This window comes from Fibrella musci (assembly GCF_041321105.1).
GTDB lineage: Bacteria > Bacteroidota > Bacteroidia > Cytophagales > Spirosomataceae > Fibrella > Fibrella musci.
Window position 1 is genome coordinate 530,112 of sequence record NZ_JBGGWD010000004.1, and the last position, 17,354, is coordinate 547,465.

General features: G+C 55.6%; 18 protein-coding genes. 6 read left to right on the forward strand and 12 right to left on the reverse strand.

Annotated elements, in window-relative coordinates; translation table 11 throughout:
• Nucleotides 1–16: 16 nt before the first annotated feature.
• Entirely contained in the window at nt 17–763 is a 747-nt protein-coding gene (locus tag ACAW74_RS15435; protein ID WP_370699100.1) for a response regulator transcription factor, read from the reverse strand.
• A complete protein-coding gene (locus ACAW74_RS15440; protein WP_370699101.1) occupies nt 757–2,010 on the reverse strand; it encodes a sensor histidine kinase in 1,254 nt (417 codons plus the stop codon). Before ACAW74_RS15440 ends, ACAW74_RS15435 begins: the two co-directional genes overlap by 7 nt.
• Before the next feature lie 229 nt (nt 2,011–2,239).
• Here ACAW74_RS15440 and ACAW74_RS15445 point away from each other — a divergent pair, with 229 nt between their 5' ends.
• From ACAW74_RS15445 to ACAW74_RS15460, 4 genes are all read left to right on the forward strand, one after another.
• Nucleotides 2,240–2,635 carry a DUF1573 domain-containing protein gene (locus ACAW74_RS15445; protein WP_370699103.1) on the forward strand — a complete coding sequence of 132 codons (396 nt, stop codon included), beginning with the start codon at nt 2,240–2,242 and terminating at the stop codon, nt 2,633–2,635.
• A gap of 126 nt (nt 2,636–2,761) precedes the next feature.
• The gene (locus ACAW74_RS15450; protein WP_370699104.1) at nt 2,762–4,042 is read left to right on the forward strand and encodes a chorismate-binding protein; all 1,281 of its coding nucleotides are present in this window, start codon (nt 2,762–2,764) and stop codon (nt 4,040–4,042) included.
• Between the two features lie 62 nt (nt 4,043–4,104).
• Complete coding sequence (locus ACAW74_RS15455; RefSeq protein ID WP_370699105.1) at nt 4,105–4,311, forward strand: hypothetical protein; 207 nt, start codon at nt 4,105–4,107, stop codon at nt 4,309–4,311.
• Entirely contained in the window at nt 4,302–4,691 is a 390-nt protein-coding gene (locus ACAW74_RS15460; RefSeq protein ID WP_370699106.1) for a type II toxin-antitoxin system VapC family toxin, read from the forward strand. Before ACAW74_RS15455 ends, ACAW74_RS15460 begins: the two co-directional genes overlap by 10 nt.
• A gap of 114 nt (nt 4,692–4,805) precedes the next feature.
• Here the strand turns inward: ACAW74_RS15460 and ACAW74_RS15465 are convergent, their stop codons facing one another.
• From ACAW74_RS15465 to surE, 5 genes are all read right to left on the reverse strand, one after another.
• Nucleotides 4,806–5,510: a DUF4145 domain-containing protein gene (locus ACAW74_RS15465; protein WP_370699107.1), complete on the reverse strand. Its 705-nt coding sequence runs from the start codon at nt 5,508–5,510 to the stop codon at nt 4,806–4,808.
• 372 nt (nt 5,511–5,882) lie between these two features.
• Nucleotides 5,883–7,709 (reverse strand): hypothetical protein, encoded by a 1,827-nt coding sequence (locus ACAW74_RS15470; protein ID WP_370699108.1) that lies wholly within the window; start codon nt 7,707–7,709, stop codon nt 5,883–5,885.
• An 11-nt stretch (nt 7,710–7,720) separates the two neighbouring features.
• The gene (locus ACAW74_RS15475; protein ID WP_370699109.1) at nt 7,721–9,190 is read right to left on the reverse strand and encodes a S1 family serine peptidase; all 1,470 of its coding nucleotides are present in this window, start codon (nt 9,188–9,190) and stop codon (nt 7,721–7,723) included.
• A gap of 394 nt (nt 9,191–9,584) precedes the next feature.
• Nucleotides 9,585–11,159: a GH3 family acyl-acid amido synthetase gene (locus ACAW74_RS15480; RefSeq protein WP_370699110.1), complete on the reverse strand. Its 1,575-nt coding sequence runs from the start codon at nt 11,157–11,159 to the stop codon at nt 9,585–9,587.
• A gap of 95 nt (nt 11,160–11,254) precedes the next feature.
• Complete coding sequence (gene surE, locus ACAW74_RS15485; RefSeq protein WP_370699111.1) at nt 11,255–12,058, reverse strand: 5'/3'-nucleotidase SurE; 804 nt, start codon at nt 12,056–12,058, stop codon at nt 11,255–11,257.
• A gap of 210 nt (nt 12,059–12,268) precedes the next feature.
• On the opposite strand from surE, the gene ACAW74_RS15490 reads away from it, so the two are divergent.
• Nucleotides 12,269–12,976 carry a sulfite oxidase-like oxidoreductase gene (locus ACAW74_RS15490; protein WP_370699112.1) on the forward strand — a complete coding sequence of 236 codons (708 nt, stop codon included), beginning with the start codon at nt 12,269–12,271 and terminating at the stop codon, nt 12,974–12,976.
• Nucleotides 12,977–12,995: 19 nt separating this feature from the next.
• Here ACAW74_RS15490 and ACAW74_RS15495 read toward each other — a convergent pair whose 3' ends face one another.
• Complete coding sequence (locus ACAW74_RS15495; protein ID WP_370699113.1) at nt 12,996–13,478, reverse strand: GAF domain-containing protein; 483 nt, start codon at nt 13,476–13,478, stop codon at nt 12,996–12,998.
• A gap of 132 nt (nt 13,479–13,610) precedes the next feature.
• On the opposite strand from ACAW74_RS15495, the gene ACAW74_RS15500 reads away from it, so the two are divergent.
• Nucleotides 13,611–14,174 (forward strand): AAA family ATPase, encoded by a 564-nt coding sequence (locus tag ACAW74_RS15500; RefSeq protein ID WP_370699114.1) that lies wholly within the window; start codon nt 13,611–13,613, stop codon nt 14,172–14,174.
• On the opposite strand, the gene ACAW74_RS15505 is transcribed toward ACAW74_RS15500, so the two are convergent.
• From ACAW74_RS15505 to ACAW74_RS15520, 4 genes are all read right to left on the reverse strand, one after another.
• On the reverse strand, nt 14,139–14,951 hold the full coding sequence (locus tag ACAW74_RS15505) for an inositol monophosphatase family protein (protein ID WP_370699115.1): 813 nt from the start codon (nt 14,949–14,951) through the stop codon (nt 14,139–14,141). The two genes, ACAW74_RS15500 and ACAW74_RS15505, sit on opposite strands and share 36 nt — an antisense overlap.
• Before the next feature lie 61 nt (nt 14,952–15,012).
• On the reverse strand, nt 15,013–16,278 hold the full coding sequence (locus ACAW74_RS15510) for an Lnb N-terminal periplasmic domain-containing protein (protein WP_370699116.1): 1,266 nt from the start codon (nt 16,276–16,278) through the stop codon (nt 15,013–15,015).
• Nucleotides 16,247–17,008 carry a 16S rRNA (cytidine(1402)-2'-O)-methyltransferase gene (gene rsmI / locus ACAW74_RS15515; RefSeq protein WP_370699117.1) on the reverse strand — a complete coding sequence of 254 codons (762 nt, stop codon included), beginning with the start codon at nt 17,006–17,008 and terminating at the stop codon, nt 16,247–16,249. Before rsmI ends, ACAW74_RS15510 begins: the two co-directional genes overlap by 32 nt.
• Before the next feature lie 92 nt (nt 17,009–17,100).
• Complete coding sequence (locus ACAW74_RS15520) at nt 17,101–17,337, reverse strand: 4a-hydroxytetrahydrobiopterin dehydratase (RefSeq protein ID WP_370699118.1); 237 nt, start codon at nt 17,335–17,337, stop codon at nt 17,101–17,103.
• Nucleotides 17,338–17,354 lie beyond the last annotated feature (17 nt).

Consider the following 17,354-nt stretch of genomic DNA (forward strand, 5'->3'; position numbering starts at 1 on the left):
TAAAAAAAGGAGGGGGCTAAACACCCGGTCCCAAGACCAGCCGAAACCCGACGCCGTGGACCGCATCGATGCGCAGGCAGGGGTCGGCTGCCAGCCGTTTCCGCAGCCGAGACACAAACACATCGAGGCTGCGCCCCATGAAATAATCGTCGTCGCCCCAGATGGCGCGCAACAGCTCGTCGCGCCGCACTACGGCATTGGGCCGGGCCAGCAGATAGGCCAGTACGTCGGCTTCGCGCTGGGTCAGTTCGTAGGTACGTTCCGCATGGTGCAACGTCAGATTCGTCCGGTCGAACCGATACGTACCCAGTGGCATGCCACCCGGCTGTACGCGGGCTGAGGCAGTTGCGTCAATGGGAGCCTGTCGCCCACTTCGTTTGAGAAACACCTCGATTTTGAGCAACAACTCGTCGATACTGAACGGTTTGGTCAAGTAATCGTCGGCACCTAGGCGCAGGCCCGTCAGGCGGTCGGCGCGGTCGGTTCGGGCGCTCAGGAACAGGATGGGTACGTTGGTATCGACCGCCCGAATCTGCTGCGCCAGCGCGAAGCCATCGGTTTCGGGTAACATCACGTCGAGCAGACAGAGATCGAACGTACCTGACTGAAACGTTTGCCAGCCCTCGCGGCCCGTGGCACAATGCTGCACCGAAAACCCCGCCGCTTCGAGGTTGTCGCGCGTGACAAAGCTCAGGTTGATGTCGTCTTCCACGTACAGCAGGCGAGCTTTGGGTGGCGTCGAATGGGGTAAAGCAGTTAGCATACGGGCTCAGCAACAGCGGGTTGAGGAATGGGGTTTGCCAGTGGAGCCGTAAACGTGAAGGTGCTGCCCAGGCCGGGCGTGCTGTCGAGATGGAGTTTCCAGCCGTGCGCCCGCGACACCCGCCAGACATAATACAGCCCCAGACCGAAGCCTTTGCCCGTGGGTACGTTGCCGGTTGGCACCCGATAAAACTGCCGGAAAACCGCCCGCTGATGCGCCTTATCAATGCCAACGCCTCTGTCGGTCACCGACCAGACCAGCCGCCCTTCCACGATATGGCTGCTCAGGAGAATGTCGGGGTGGCCGACGCAGTAGGTCCGGGCGTTGTCGATAAGGTTATTCAATAGGGTTTCGAGCGCGTAGGTATCGGCCAGCAACCAGGCGGGCGTGGCTTGCAAATCGAGCCGGATGGGTACGTTATGGGCCTGCGCTACCTCGGTGAGTACCCGGTTCAGATCGAGTACTACCCGATCTGTGGCAAAGCCGGTATGCTGCCGCCGCGCCAGATTGAGTACGGCCTGCACCTGCCGCTGAAGGCGCTCGCTTTCTTCGGCCACCACGCGGGCATATTGCCGAAGGCGGTCGGGCTGCTGACTGATGCCGGGTTGTTGGAGTACCCCCGCCGCAATGCGAAGCGTGGAAAGGGGCGTTTGCAGTTCATGCGTGACGTTGTTGATAAACTCGCGTTGAATGTCGGCCAGCTGACGTTGGCGTAATACGACCCAGAGCGTATAACCAAACAACACAACCACCAGCGCCACGGCCACCGACGACGCCAGCCAGCCGTTGAGTTGCCCCGTCACGAAACCCGCCTGCCCCGGAAACCGGATTTCGAAATAGTGCGTGTAGCCGGGGAAACGCGGCGGCTGCTGTCGGCCAGTTGGCGCGTTGCTGACGGTTGTGCGGGTGGCCGACGACACATAGGCCCCGTAGACCATCCGTTCGGTTTCGCAGTTGTAGATGCCGTATTCAAAATCGGTCAGGAGCCGGTGCCGCCGCAGCGCCGTTTGCAGGTAATGTTCCAGCAGCGTCGGGTTGATGGGCGCATCGGTACGAACCACGAAATAATCGGCCGATAACTGAACGACCGCTGCCTGCGTTTGCCGGATGCGGTTAAGCTGAGCCACCTGATCGGCCACTTCCTGCAAGGCCACGAAAGCCGTCTGGCGAAACTGCCGCTCACCCAGTGCATAGGCCCGCCGCAGCCACACGGCCTGCACCGTCAGGATGCCGACGATCGCAATCACGGATAAGACGACCAAACTTCGAATCAACGCACGGGACATAGCCTGCCGGGTTAGTCAGATACAGCGGTAAACTTACGGGCTTTGGCGGCTGGTTGGTTGGCGTTAACAAGTCATTAACAACTGATAACGACTCATTAACAGCCCCGCCCGCTGGCACACACTACGTTTGTGCCGTTACCCACCGGCCGACGAACGGCCACCGGGTCAATCAACCAAATCGCTGTTTTCTATGAAAAACACATTCCCGTTTCTGGTCGCGCTGCTGTTGCTCGCAGGCACCGTTTTTGCCCACACGCTGGCCTCATTTGGCTGGACCAAGACTGTTCAGGAACTGGGCCGGATCCCGCAGGGCAAGCCCGTAACGGTCACTTATGCCTTCACCAATACCGGCACCACGCCGCTGGTCGTTACGAAGGCGCAGGGGTCGTGTGGTTGCACGGGCGTTGAGTGGCCCAAAGAAGCCATACTGCCCGGCGCGTCGGGGCAGATCAACGCGACCTTCAATGCGGCGGCGCTGGGTACGTTCAACAAGTCGGTCTTTGTGGAATCAAATGCTGGCGAGGGCGTCACGACGCTGCAATTCAAAGGCGAAGTGGTAAGTGGCGAAGCTGTCGAGAAGCCGTAGGCCGGTTGGGGGCGCGATGTGTCGCGCCTCCGCTTTGTTCGGCGAAAACAGGAGCCCATATGTAGGTACGTGTAAAAACTCTTTTCGGGGCAAAACGTGTTATTGGATTGAACAGGTGCTTATCCAATGATCGCTTCGTCAGCTAACCCCACCGCTATCCAACTTGCTCCTACGCTGAGTCACATTTGGCAAACGGCGCTCGATACCCATCAGCCTGCCGCGCTGTGGCGGTTACCCAACCAGACCGAGAAGCGGCTGATTGTTCACCTCGGCGACCAACTGACCGAGCAGCCTGTTGATCTGGACGAACTTCGCCCCGGTTTTGCCATCGGCCTGTTCGATACCCCCACCGATCCCAATCGCGACGAACTGGCGAAAGCCTTTTACCTGCACGCCGATTTGCAATACACCATTGGCCGTGACAGGCAGGCTGAACTGACAAATAACGTACCCAACTCGGCGCTAGCTGACGCCTTTCAGGTACGTGTGCGAGCCGCTATGCAGGCTGGTCAGGTACCCCGCCCGAGCGGGGCAGGTTCCTTGTCGGCAATTGAGTTTACTGAGACCACCCAACCCGAGGCCCAGATTGACTTTGAAACAGCTGTTGCCGAAGCCGTGCAGGCCATGCAGGCCGGGAAGTTCTGGAAAGTGGTAATCTCCCGCACGAAGACGATCGAATTCGCTGAGCAACCTGATGTCACGATTCTGTTCGATCGGTTGTGCGCGGCCTACCCGGCGGCGTTTGTGTCGGCCGTGTGGTTGCCCGAAGGTACGGGCGGCGCCCCGGCTCAAATCTGGCTCTCGGCCACGCCCGAACGCCTCGTTAGTGTCGATGCCAATGGCATCTTCCGCACCGTCGCGCTGGCCGGTACGCAGTCGGCCTATTACCCCGACGGCATGTTGAAGCGCACGGCCGACGCCCTCTGGTCGCAGAAAGAGATTGAGGAACAGGCACTGGTTAGCCGTTACATCATCGGCTGTTTTAAGAAAATCCGGTTGCGGGAATACATCGAGGAAGGCCCAAAAACGGCACAGGCGGGTAATCTAATGCACCTGTGTACGCAGTACAGCGTGGATACCAACGCCGTTAATTTTCCGCAACTGGGCACGGTGATGCTGCGGCTGTTGCACCCCACGTCGGCCGTGTGTGGGATGCCCCGCCCCGAGGCGCTGGACTTTATCCAGACCCACGAGCGCCACGACCGCCGTTTCTACGCCGGGTTTGCCGGTCCCATCAATATCGACGCCGCGAGCCATCTGTTTGTGCACATCCGCTGCCTGAAACTGGAAGGCAAAACGGCTACGCTCTACGCCGGGGCCGGCCTCACCGAAGACTCCGACCCGCAAAAAGAATGGCTCGAAACCGAGATGAAGTGCCAGACGCTCCTACGCGGCATGCGCGGGTAACCAGCCTGCCGGGTTCTTAGCCTTGCTTTGCTTACTTTTACCGGGACTCAGAAATTAATCGTATGCAAACGTTAACTGTGGACATCCTCAACGAAAAGGCGTTGCAACTCCTTCACGACCTTGAGTCGTTGCAATTGATCCGGGTTCGGCAAGAGACGAGTAGCCCGGCAGGGCCGAACTGGGCTGAATTGTACAAAGGACGAATGGCAAAACAACCCCTCGCTGACGTTGATGCTCAACTCGATCAACTGCGTAGCGAATGGGAGTGACGCATCTTTGGGATACCAACACGGTCATTTATTATCTGCAACAACAGTTTCCGCTTCAAGCCGAGACGTTTATCGATCAACTGCTATTGAACGAGTCTCCCTGTTTTTCGGCAGTAACGGAGATCGAACTTTTATGCTGGAAAACAGCAAGCGAGCAGGAATTGACGTTGTTACGTCAGTTTATCAGTAATTCCCTGGTGATCGAACTAGAGCAGGCAATAAAATGGAAAGCAGCTGACTTACGCCGACAGTATGCTATCAAACTACCAGATGCTATAATCGCTGCGACAGCTATTGTGTATGATCTAACCTTGCTGTCTCGCAATGAAAAGGACTTCCGGCGAATTCCCGACTTGCACTTGCATAATCCCTGGGTTTGATCCTTTAGCCATAGATTCTCCGACCCGCGAAAAAAATGGCTCGAAACCGAGATGAAGTGCCAGATGCTCCTACGCGGCATGAGTAGGAAATCGGTGCATGCTGGTGTAACTGCATCACTGCGTTTTGGCCGATTTAGCGGCACCATTCAGGCTGACACCAGCGTGAGGCGGTAGAACCGATGGCTTGGGTTCTGATAGCTTCTCCATCCGGTCGTGCAGTTGCTGAATGCGGCCGGGGAGAATAAAAATGTATTCAATCAGGTCGTCGAGCAGATCGACCATCAGCGTGGCAATCTCCTGATTGGGTTCTTTTTCCAACTCGAAATGAGCGCCGATGTTGCCGCCTTTCCGAATGGCGTCGGCCAGCGTTGAGATGGGTTTAGTCAAGTCGAGTTGCGTCAGCAAGGCCCTGATCTGAACCGACAGATTTTTGCTTTTGTGCTCCTCCGCCACAATCGACTTCGTGATGCCTTCCAGTACTCGTTTGCACAAAATGGCCGTGGCTGTCCACTCCTGCGCGTTTAATACAGTGATCGTTGAAAAATAAGCGCGCTTCAGTCCGTCCTCGATCTTGTTTGTTTCGGCAAGGCCCGCCAGGGGTTGCCGAACATCGTTATCCGGGGTGATGAATAAGCTGCCTGACCGAACACCGGTTGTTGTAGTGGTATCGGTGAGCAATAGCAGCGTCGCTTTTTTCTGGCAGGCGGGGCAGTGCGCGCTGCAATGCTCAACGACATACGTTTTCGGATTATCCCACGGAAGCGACAGGTTGACCTGGCGGCGGCAGTGCGGACAGATCGTGTCTATAGACGTGGGCAAATTGTAGTTATCCTTTACTGCCTGAACAACATAGTATTGGGAGGGTATATGTCTTAACATTGGATCAGAGAGGCTAAAGTGACAAGGCTGATTACGGTAGGCAGCAAGTTAACATATTGAAACCTATTGATTCTATAGTTTAACCCGCTAAAACTATACCAAATTAGCCCACATGCGTCTCACAAAAAACGCCAGTTCATTTGAGATGAACTGGCGTGAGCCTATTTCTCTTAAGAAAATCGGGCAACGTACCCCGCAAAACGCCTGGGGGTGATCCCTTAGCTGGCGCTTCCAATCCGCAAAAAGAATGGCTTGAAACCAAGATGAAGTACCGAACGCTCCTACGCGGGTAATGGTAACCCAACCATAGCTTCAGTTCGTCGTTACAATTTTTTCGTTTTTGCCCCAATTGAAAGTCAGACCGAAGAACCATCTGCCCCTGAACGTATCTACGTAGGTAAACGGAGTTGAGTCGCTGGTAGCATAGTTATTCAGTTTCTCATACCGAGCAGACAACTCACGCTGAATGCCAAACGACCACCCGTATGTGAAGACGACCCGTTGAGCGCGCCCCAACAGCAGGCTGGCCCCAGCGACTACGATTGGGCGTCCTCTAAACGTAATTCCGCTGCCGGCTGTCAGGCCAGGCGTAACGGTGCCGTCCAAAATGGGCAGCCGCCAGTAGGCATGAGCCAAAACACCCAGTGCGACCGTTAGTTTGTTGGCGTCATCAACATCTTTGATCTGCCGGGTAACAGTGGCCGTTGATGACGTCGGTTTGAAGGTCGTGTCGCGGGTGCTGAAGGATTCGTCGGCCAATCCAGAAAAGAAGACGCCTGCGCTATAGTCGATTTTGAGGCGTCCTGTTACCCATAAATCGTAACTCTGTTTAGTGGGCGAAACGGCAGTATTGCCAGCGGGAGCCGTGCTAAGCGTAACCCGAATGACATCGGCACCAGTGTATTGTTTTGGACTGAACGGACGCAGCCGCAATGTGCTGCCTTCTACGACGTCGTCGAGGGTTTGTATCAATTTAAACGTACGACTGGCCAGATCAGCGGTTAGGGCATATTCAGCAAGCGCCCGTACATACAGCGTGTATTCATCAGCCTGACCGGCATCGGTAACCAGACTGTTATTCTGGCTCGTGGTAACACTTCTGACTGTGGTAGTCAGCCCGGTGGCCGGTGTTATTGTACTGGAGTTCACGGCACTTGTGGTGCTACTGATGCTCGTGGAATTAGTCATCGATACGGCTGTCAGACTGGCCAGCGCTGCATTGGCAGTTTGGGTAAGTGTGGCTTTGAGCGCAAATTCATCGGCTATCTTATAATCATCTAAAACGCGTTGCTGTTCAACTTTGAGTGAGCGCAGTAGCGCAAGATCCGCCTCTGATAAACAGTCTAGCCGTTTGGTTACGCTTAGCCGCTGACTGATAACTGGCGCAATACCGGTTAACTTCTCCAGTTTTCGAACAGGCGCACTAATAGAAATAGAGGAACTGAGGTCATTTTTCTTGAAGAAGATACCGCTCTGATCGAAGATGCCACTGACCGCTGAAAAGGCTGCGCCGGGGTCGGTGTTGAAAGCGATACCGTCTGCCCCTAATGCCGCATTATAGCGAAGCGGGTTTACGTGGCGCACCACTGCTCGTATGGTCTCGTCGGCTTTAATGAATGGCCACTTTCTGGCAAATGGAAAGCGGACTCCCTGGTTGTCTTCTGCGCAGAAATCAATCTGGATGGCGTTGTCCTCCTGAGAAGTAAAGCCAGGCTGAATATCAGGCAACAGCAAGTGTAAAGGCCGGAGAGTGGTGTCTGACCAGGTTACTGCCCGAATCAGTTGGCTCTTAGTCGGAACGAATTCCGTTTTATTGTCTGGTTGCAAATTCAATACGTAGTCTAACTGAATAGTACCATTTACCAAATTGACAGAGGCCGGTTCCTGATGCCTGATAGTCGCCAGGGCAAGTGACTGATTAGCGCTGGAGGGTGCATCGTCTACCGTCAGCCTCAATTGAAACTGGTTCTTATTAGCCTTCGCCTGCGCAAACTCAGCAGCCGTTATCGGAAGAGGTACGACCAAGGGGGTGGCTCCCTGAAGTTGGGTGTACGACAAGGTGTGGTTAATTACGTGGGTGTTCTGACCGCAAACCCGTAAGCTCACAAGTAAAGGGAAGAGGAGTAGTATATAGCGCATGGTGTAGGTTGTTAAACTGACAGAAAAAGGCCGTTGTTGATGAGGTAATTATGAACAGGAAGGATGTAGGAGGCCACTTCATTATTGGCGATGAGCAGGCCGATGACTGTTGCTTTCTGGTTCGTATCAAGTATGAAAACCGCTGCACCTGAATCCCCTTTATGAGAGAGAAGCTGCGTTTTTATCAATCCCTCCATGCGGGCTGGCCGCACCAGGTCGGGAATGTCCTCATACTGCCCTTCCTGATACAGCGCTGAAATTGTGGCCGATTGAACGTTTGAGAAAGCCCCAACCATATTCACTAGTTGATGTAGCTTGGGCTGAGGCTCGGTATCCGTGAAGCGAATCGACATCCCTAACGGTGTTTTATCGACATCTGTGGGTGTCGTCAAACGCACCAAGGCAAAGTCTTCTTTACTGTTGAACGATGCCTTCACAACGATGCCGATTTGCTGCGTATCATGATTGGTAGGCACTACCACATCGATGGGGCCGTGCTGGGACGAATCGTAAAACCAGGGCATGTCGTTGATAAGGTGCCCGCATAAAACGTGGCAGCAAGTCAGAACATACTCACCCGTACTGTCATGCACCCGTAGGCCTAAGGTTCCCCAATTTTCGGGTTCGGCTAAGGTTGACCGGGTTGCTACGCTGCTTCCCAAGCCTGTCGGTAGCCGGTTGTTGCGTCGGGCCTGGCCTTCACGGTAACCAAATCGGGTAATACCCACTTCTTCAACATCAGTAGGTATGTCGATCGATTGTCCATTGGCTAGCGGTACTGTGAACGAGGGCGGGATGGCACCCACAGTCAGGTTAGCCGGTTTCTGGCTCACTTCAAACACAATGGCTGCCTGACCGGTGGGTCGACCTGCCGTGGTTTTAAGCTGAGCAGCTATGCCTGTTACGTTTGGATACGCTTGCTGCCAAAGCGGCCCGTACTGTCGGATGGCCGTTTCTATTTGCGGCAACGCTAGCATTGCCGTTGTACTCGGACTGTTTACCGGCGTATTTGGCGGGACTGGGGGCGTAAGGCTACCATCGGGCAGAATCACATTTTTGATGCGTTGCAACAGATCAACCACCCGTCCTGAGAAGAAACCCAGAATGAAGGCCACCAGAATTTGATTAGGGCTAAACTTGACCATATCCAGCACTTTCTGATCAGTGATAGCCAGGCTTAACCCCAGAAAAATGGCGATTGAACAGAGGGGGGCGTAGAAAAACTTGGCAATGTGGGTCCAGATTTCAGACTGGTCAAAGCTCTTCGAGTTGGTGCGTAATGCCTCAGATACGCTAAATAATAGACTGGCAATCAGACCAAACCAAGTCCAGAAGATGACTTCCCAGTAAAGCCATCCGCCCATCAGCCAAAAATAGGAGCGAACCGGAAAGGTATGTTCTTTCAGGGCACTCATCAGGGCACCCGGCTGATTGAACAGGTTTATCCAGTTTTGAAGGGTATCTGCATCGTTCGGATACATAGGGTACGTGTTTACGATGTAGCTGTAAGCACGTAGACGCTGGCTGTCGGTAAGCTGTCGCTGGCTGTCTGGAATCGTGGCTGTTTGGGTAGTAGGGGATGTGGTCGTTGTTGAGATCGGTTTGGGTTCGTAAAGCAGCGAGCTGAGCGTTGTCATGTCTCCGGTCGTCAAAGTCGTAGCTGAACGACCGACGGAAAGCTGCCAGTGAGGTAACAGATAACTGATTGCTAAAAACAACAACAGCCCAATCGTCCAGAGGAACCATTGGGCTGTTGACAGGCGAAGGGGGTGGCGCGAAGACATAGTGATGTACGGTCTGACTTACGTGCCAAACATACTCACCTTACAGCTCACTTTTTGCCGGGATTTTTCACGGATTTCTACACCGAACTACCTATTTGTCAGGGTGAATAGACGGCGTTCCGTCTGCAACGAACGCCTCCCACTCCTTAATCTGATCTTTCTTCAACACGCGGGGAAATTTATGCTGACCTCCCATCTTGCCTTTGGCGGCCATCCAGTCGTAGAAACGCTGAGCGGGTAATACCGTCAAAAATACGTTCTTCAGCGCGTGCTGCCGTTCGGTGGCGTAGTCGTCGTTGAGTTCTTTCAGGTGCGCATCGATGCGGTCACGGAGTTGGTCGGCGTCGACCCCGTCGCCCTCAACACCCACGTACCAATGATGGGCGAAGAGCGGGTCGTGGTTGATGCCCGCTACGGTAAACTCACGCACGTTGAGGTGCATCTCCCGCGCCGACAGTTCCACCGCCTTGTTCATGTTGTCGACAGACAGGTGCTCGCCGCAAAGGCTCAGAAAATGCTTGGTGCGGCCCGTAATGACGATTTCAGCCCGCTTTTTTGAGACGAACCGGATGGTGTCGCCAATCAGGTAGCGCCACGTACCCGCGCAGGTCGACAGCAGCAGGGCGTATTCTTTGCCTTCCTGTACCTCGTCGATCATCAGCGTTTCGGGTTTCTCCACCATCACGCCGTCGGCCGAAAAGTTGGCTTCCGTGAAGGGGATGAACTCGTGGAAAATGCCGTTGTTGAGCACCAGCTGCATGCCTTCGGCTTCGGGATGCGTCTGGTAAGCAATGAAACCTTCCGACGCTAGGTACGTCTCTATGTAGGTAATGGGCCGCGCCAGCAGCTTCTCGAAACCCGGTTTATAGGGTTCAAACGATACGCCGCCGTGGCAGAATACGGCCAGATTTGGCCAGATGTCGTGGATGGTTTTGACCTTGTAGTGCGCGATGATCTTTTCCATCAGCAACTGAATCCAGGCCGGTACGCCCACCACGTACCCAATGTCCCAGTCGGCGGCCTGATGCGTGATCTCGTCGAGTTTAGTGCCCCAGTCGCGCTCTTTGGCAATGTCGGGGCCGGGCTTGTAAAACCGCTGAAACCAGAACGGAATCTGGCTCGCCGTGATACCGCTGAGGTCGCCTTCAAGGTGGCCCTGCCGGGCGTTGAGCTGCGTGCTGCCACCCAGCATCAGGTACCCTTTTTCGTAGAGCGAAGCGGGCAGGTGCGTGTACTGGCCCAGCGTCAGAATCTGGCGGATGCTTGTCTTCTGGATGGCCTTGCTCATGGCCTTCGTGACGGGAATGTATTTCGAAGCGGCCTCCGACGTACCTGAGCTGAGCGCGAAGTATTTCACCCGCCCCGGCCAGGTCACGTTCTTCTCGCCCGTCAGCGACCGGTGCCACCACTCGCTGTAGATCTTGTTGTAGTCGTAGATCGGCACCAGGCGTTTGTAGGCGTCGTAAAACGCCCGCTGAGCGCCGAAATGGCCTTCGCGCAACACCTCATCGAATCCATATTTGGCCCCGAACTGCGTGTGCCGGGCTTTTTCGATCAGCCGGAGCAGCGTTTTCTTCTGGAGCTTAAACGGGTTCAACTTCTTGCGCCGCTGTACCGCGTTGGTCAGCCGAATACCGCGTTTTAAGAGTGTGCCGAGGATTGCCATAGATTAATGTACAATGTACGATGTATAATGCACAATGGGGATGCGACGGAACGTACCTAGCCATTTCGGGGCCATTGTACATTATACATTGTACATTAGATTTTCCACCCTTCCATTTCTTTCACCACCTTGTAGGCGGTGAGGTCAAACTGGCAGGGGACAATGGATGCGTAATTGTTGGCGATGGCGTATTCGTCGGTGTCGGTGCCGGTGTCGTTATTGACAAACTCCCCATCGAGCCAGAAATAGCGACGGCCGTGCGGGTCGCGGCGTTCATCGAAAATCTCGTGCCATTTGGCGTTGGCCTGTCGGCAGATTTTTACGCCTTTCAGCGGCTCCGGCCCACGCACGGGGAAGTTCACGTTCAGCGCGACACCCGTCGGGATACCCCGTTCGAGTACATTCCGCGTAATAGACTGCACATAGTCGCGGATGTGCGAGAAATCGGGTTCGCGGCTGAAATCGTTGAGCGAAAAGCCGATGGCCGGAATCCCTTCAATAGCCGCTTCGATGGCCGCCGACATCGTGCCCGAATACAACACACTGACCGACGTATTGCTGCCGTGATTGACGCCACTCACCACCAGATCGGGAGCGCGGTCTTTCAGTACGTAATGTTTACCCAGCTTCACGCAGTCGGCCGGGGTGCCCGAACATTCGTAGGCGGGCAGGCCCGAGAAGACAGTCGACGGGTAAAGCCGCAACGGACTCGAAATGGTAATGGCGTGGCCCATCCCCGACTGCGGGCTGTTGGGCGCAACGACCACCACGGTGCCTAGTTCGCTCATGCATTCGACCAGAAAGCCAATGCCTCGCGCCGTGATACCATCGTCGTTGGTTACTAAAATCAGCGGTGCGCCCGATGCGTCGGACCGGCCCGACGGTTTTTGCTCGCTCATATGGGTGTTGTTCGTGGCACAAAGGTACAACCCGAACAAGCGAACCTTGAAACACGTTTCTAACGCAAAGGGAGCAAAGTGATTCGCGAAGGCTGCAAAGTCTTTATTTGCGGCTATTCTTAACAAAAAGAAAATCTACGCAAGCGGCTCGCAGCACAAATCGCTTCGTGCCCTTTGCGACTTACTTTACGCCCTTTGCGTTAGACTAGTATGGAAGAGAACGAGAAACTGGACCGGATCGTGGAGGCACGGATGAAGCTGAAACGGCGGTTTGAAGACAAAATGGCCCAGACGCCATCGGTTGCCGACCGTATCGACGGACCGTTCAAGCCACGGGGTAAGGGGCCAACCAACCGGCACGGGATGCCGCAGGTGCCGATTGGGCAAACAGTTACGCAGAAATGGCCGGTGCTTGATCTGGGCTATCAACCCGTGATTCCGCTCGACAAGTGGCAACTGAATATTGATGGCGAAGTGAACAACCCCGTTCGGCTGAAGTGGGACGATCTGATGGCCCTGCCGCAGGTGGAGGACACCAGCGATTTTCACTGCGTTACGACCTGGTCGCGGCTTGACGTGCCCTGGGTTGGCGTGCGGTTTATGGATCTGGCTGCCCTCGTCGATCCCAAAGGCTCGGCCACGCATGTGATGTGCTACGGCTACGACGGCTACGCCACGAACATTTCGCTCGAAGAAGCGCTCAAGCCCGACGTATTGCTGGTACACACCGCCGATGGCCAACCCCTGACCAAGGAGCATGGTGGCCCGCTGCGCATGATTACGCCGCAGCTTTACGCCTGGAAAGGCTCGAAATGGATCAAGCGGATTGAGTTTATGGCGGGTAACCGGCTCGGCTTCTGGGAAGAGCGCGGCTACTCAGACACCGCCTATCCATGGCGCAACGATCGGTATAGCTGAGACGCTACTCAAGGCGGTCTCACTCCCCCACAAACGCCCGGATTGGTCCAACCAGTTCGGGTATTGTTTTTTCGATATAGGCTCGCTCGTCGGCAGTCCAGGTACGTACCTGACCGAAAATGCAGGGTTGCAAAATGCCCCAAAGCTGCCCGTCGGTTTGAACGTGTGCGTGAATGAGGGCGCGGTGCCCAAACGTCTTATGCTCAAAATCGCGGTTGAGTACATCGGGTCCGGCGGTTTCTACGTCAGGTACGTATACCGATGGTTGGAGCGTCAGCGCGGCACGGAAAAGCGGGTCTTCCTGGGGTAGGTCGGTGGTGTCGGGTTGCCAGTCGGGCTGGATCACATCGGGAATGGCCGTACTGCCCCGCCACTGGAACGCGATGCGCCCGTGCTGCTGACTGGGCTGACGAACGTACAGAAAACAGCGATCAGCGTTGAGATGGCGGCCCACCTGCTCCACGATGGTGGTCAGCAGGGCCTGAGCGGTTTGTTTATCCATACTGATGGAAGCAATCCGCAGGCAGAAAGTTTTGAGCCATTTATCATCAACGTCATGGATGCTTAGATCAACAGCGATTGAGCTCGCGGCTCACTGTCGGGCTGGATTTGGGCGATGGCGTAACTTGCGTCGATGAAACGAATTGCCATTTTCGGGTCGCCGGGGTCGGGGAAAAGCACGCTGGCGCGGCAGTTGTCGGCCCGCACAGCCCTGCCGGTCATTCATCTGGATACGTATTATTTCAACCCCGGCTGGGTCATCAAATCTGACGCCGATTTCCGACAGGCCATCACCGCAGCCATTGCCGCTGACGGCTGGATCACCGACGGTAACTACACCAACGAGTCGCAACGCACGGGGCGCATCGACCGAGCCGATACGCTGATTCTGCTGGAACGGCCGCGGTGGCTGTGCCTGTGGCGGGTCATCCGGCGGATGGTGATGTATTACGGCCAGGTACGTCCTGATCAGGCAGCGGGTTGCCCCGAACGCTTCGACTGGGCTTTTCTGCGCTTTGTCTGGCAATTTCCCGTCAAGGTCGAACGTACCCGGCAACTGCTGTTGAGTCTGAGCGGCCAGAAAAGCGTGTATTTTCTGCGCAGCAACGCCGAGATCGCACATTTTCTGGCTACCGCCCCAGAACCGTTGTCAGTGAGTACGTTACTGCCGCCAGATCGTATCGATCACGCTCAGTAGTTCGGGTTGAATAGCGCAGCCGGATACAACATCGCCGCCAAACAGGGTGGTGTCGCCCCCATTAAAGTCCGTAACAATGCCGCCCGCTTCGCGCACCAGACAGATGCCGGCCGCCATATCCCAGGGTTTCAGATTGTATTCGAAAAACGCCTCGAACCGACCCGCCGCCACGTAGGCCAGATCAATCGCCGCCGACCCCATGCGGCGCAGGCCGTGGGTACGTTGCATCAACTGCTCCAGAATCTGCAAATAGGCCTGCATCTGCTCGAAACGGTAATACGGAAACCCGGTGGCAATCAGGCTGTCGGCCAGCCGTTGGGCGGGCGATACCCGCATAGGCTGCTCGGCACCACCGTTTACGCTCAACCACGCTCCCTGCCCGTCGACGGCCGAAAAACACTCGTCGCGGTTGGGGTCATATACGACGCCAGCGATGGGTCGGTTACCCTGCGCCAGCCCAATGCTTACCGCAAAAATGGGCAGGCCATGAATAAAATTAGTGGTACCGTCGAGTGGATCAATAATCCAGTTCAGTCCGTTACGATCGGCCTGCTCGGTGGTGCCTTCTTCGGTGATGAAACCCGCTTCGGGCAACAGCGCGTGCAACTTCGGCACCAGCAGTTTCTCGCACTCTTTATCGACATACGACACCAGGTCGTTCAGGCCTTTGTATTCGATGGCGTCGAGGCTGAATTTCTGGCGTTCAGCCAGCAGAAACGCGCCGGCCTCCCGCGCAATGGCGTTGAGTTGGGGGCGAAATTGATCAGAAAAGGTCATAGCAAAAGGAGCGACAGACGCATGGCGGTCGCCCGGGGTCTGTCTGAAAGAGTCGAAGCAATTAGACGCGAACGATATCGACGCGTTCACTGATGGTGCTGGTTTTTACCCACGACCGGAACAGCGCCCGCACCAGCAACGTACCTACGAGCAGGTTATCGGCAAAGCCGGGTGCGTTGAGGAAAAAGAACGATACCACCAGCAACGCGGCCGTAATCCGGAAGTACGTACCCATCTGAAATGGATGCCGTTTGGCTGACGTCGCCCAGAAAATGCCGGGCAGGTGTAGCGGCATCAGCCAGAGCAGCGTGGGGTTCCAAGTGGTCACGCCGTGGTCGGTAGCAAACCAGAGCAGGAACAGAAACCAGCCCCAGCCGCCCGCAATGCCAAACAGCAGCCGGTCGAGCCAGAGCCCCGTACGACCGCCCGCACGGTTTCCGGTGTTCCAGTGCCGCCACGTCAGCCCGGCAACTACCAATAATACGATCAGGAAGACAAAGTCGGGGTAGAGCACAATGGGCAGTGTCGGCTTGAACAGCGGCTGTCCGGCAAACAGCGTCTGCGTCTGTGTAACCAGCGGTACCAGTTGCCCATTGGGCTGCCGCACCTGCGCTTTAGCCAGTTCGTTGAACACGTTGTTGGGCAGATACATTGCCTCCCAGCCCGTCGTCACCTTGTCGGAAGGCCGACCAATGGCCAGGTTCATACCCAGCCGTTCCCAGGGCTTGGGGGCGAGGTAATCGTTCATCCAGGCGCGGTACGATTTGGTCGGCTGTTTTACGGTGGGCGCCCAAACCAGACTGTCGCCTATCGCCGCCGCGATCATATCGCGGGGCCGGGTGGCGCAGTTGTCGTAGTAAAACTTGTAGCGGTACTCGCGGTTCTGAGGCAACAGGTTGGTTTCCAGTGCCGTAAACAGCCGCTGCCGTTGCGGCGCCGACAGGTTCAGCTCCTGTTCGCGGATGCTGCGGTTGTTCTGCTGATAATACCAGACTACCTGGCTCAGCGTGTGCGACGATAGGTGATAGGGCAACGTACCCCGCAGAAATTTGATGACGAAATTATCGGCATTGTAGTCGAAACCACCGTAGCTGTAATCGCGGTCGATGCCTTGCATCGGGTCGTAGATCCGGATTTCGGTGTGGCCAAATACCGACGAAATATCATCCTGCCCCGGCCCGTAGGTGATCAGGCTGACGCGAGCCGAGGGCGAGAGCGTTTGGGCCTGCGCCGTTGGTTGTATGCCGAGGGTTACCCACACCAGACTCAGGGCGAAGAGAACGTACCTGACCGGGTTAGTCGTCCTGCTCATCGTCGTCGTCGTCATCGGTATGGCGTTGCTTGTAATAATCATCCCCTTTCTTGTTGCGCTTCTCTGACCGGCTGGCTTCGGGTTTGCCTCCCACGCACACCACGATTTCGCCTTTGACCGGTTTTTCGGCAAAATAAGCCCCAATTTCCGACAAACTGCCCCGCACGGTCTCTTCAAACAGCTTTGTTAACTCACGCGACACACTGGCGGGTCGGTCGGGGCCAAACAACTCGGTCAACTGATCGAGCAGTTTCAGCAGCCGGTGCGGCGATTCGTAGAAAATCATCGTTCGGGTTTCGTCGGCCAGCGCCTCAAGGCGCGTTTGACGCCCTTTTTTGTGAGGCAGAAATCCCTCGAACGTGAAGCGGTCATTGGGCAGCCCCGAGTTGACGAGCGCTGGCACGAAAGCCGTAGGGCCGGGTAAACACTCCACAGGTACGTCGAAATCAAGGCATTCGCGCACGAGCAAGAAGCCGGGATCAGAGATGGCGGGCGTGCCGGCGTCTGATACCAGCGCCAAGGTTTTGCCCTGCTTCAACTGGGCAATAATCTTCTGGATGCTGCCGTGTTCGTTGAAAATATGGTAGCTGTGCAGCGGCTTGTTGATACCCAGGTGCTTCAGCAGGAAGCCCGTCGTGCGGGTATCTTCCGCCAGAATTCCATCGACGCTTTGCAGCACCTTAATCGCCCGCAGCGTAATGTCGTCCAGATTACCAATGGGCGTAGGAACGAGGTACAGTTTCATGAACAAAGAATGTATAATGAATAATGCATGATGTACAATGGGGCGGGCGGCGGACCGCTGACGCTTCCCTATTGTACATCGTACATCATTCATTATACATTATACATTGAGTTTATCGCCTCCGCTAGCGCCCGGTCTTTGTCGGTGACGGTGTTGCCGGCGTCGTGGGTCGTGAGTTCGATGGTGACTTTGTTATAGACGTTGGTCCAGAAGGGGTGGTGATCCATCTTCTCGGCAATCAGCGCTACCCGTGTCATGAAGGCAAAGGCCTCCGTAAAATCGGCAAACGTAAACTGCCGAACGAGCTTATTGTCGGTTTCCTGCCACATGGTTTTTATAGTCTGGA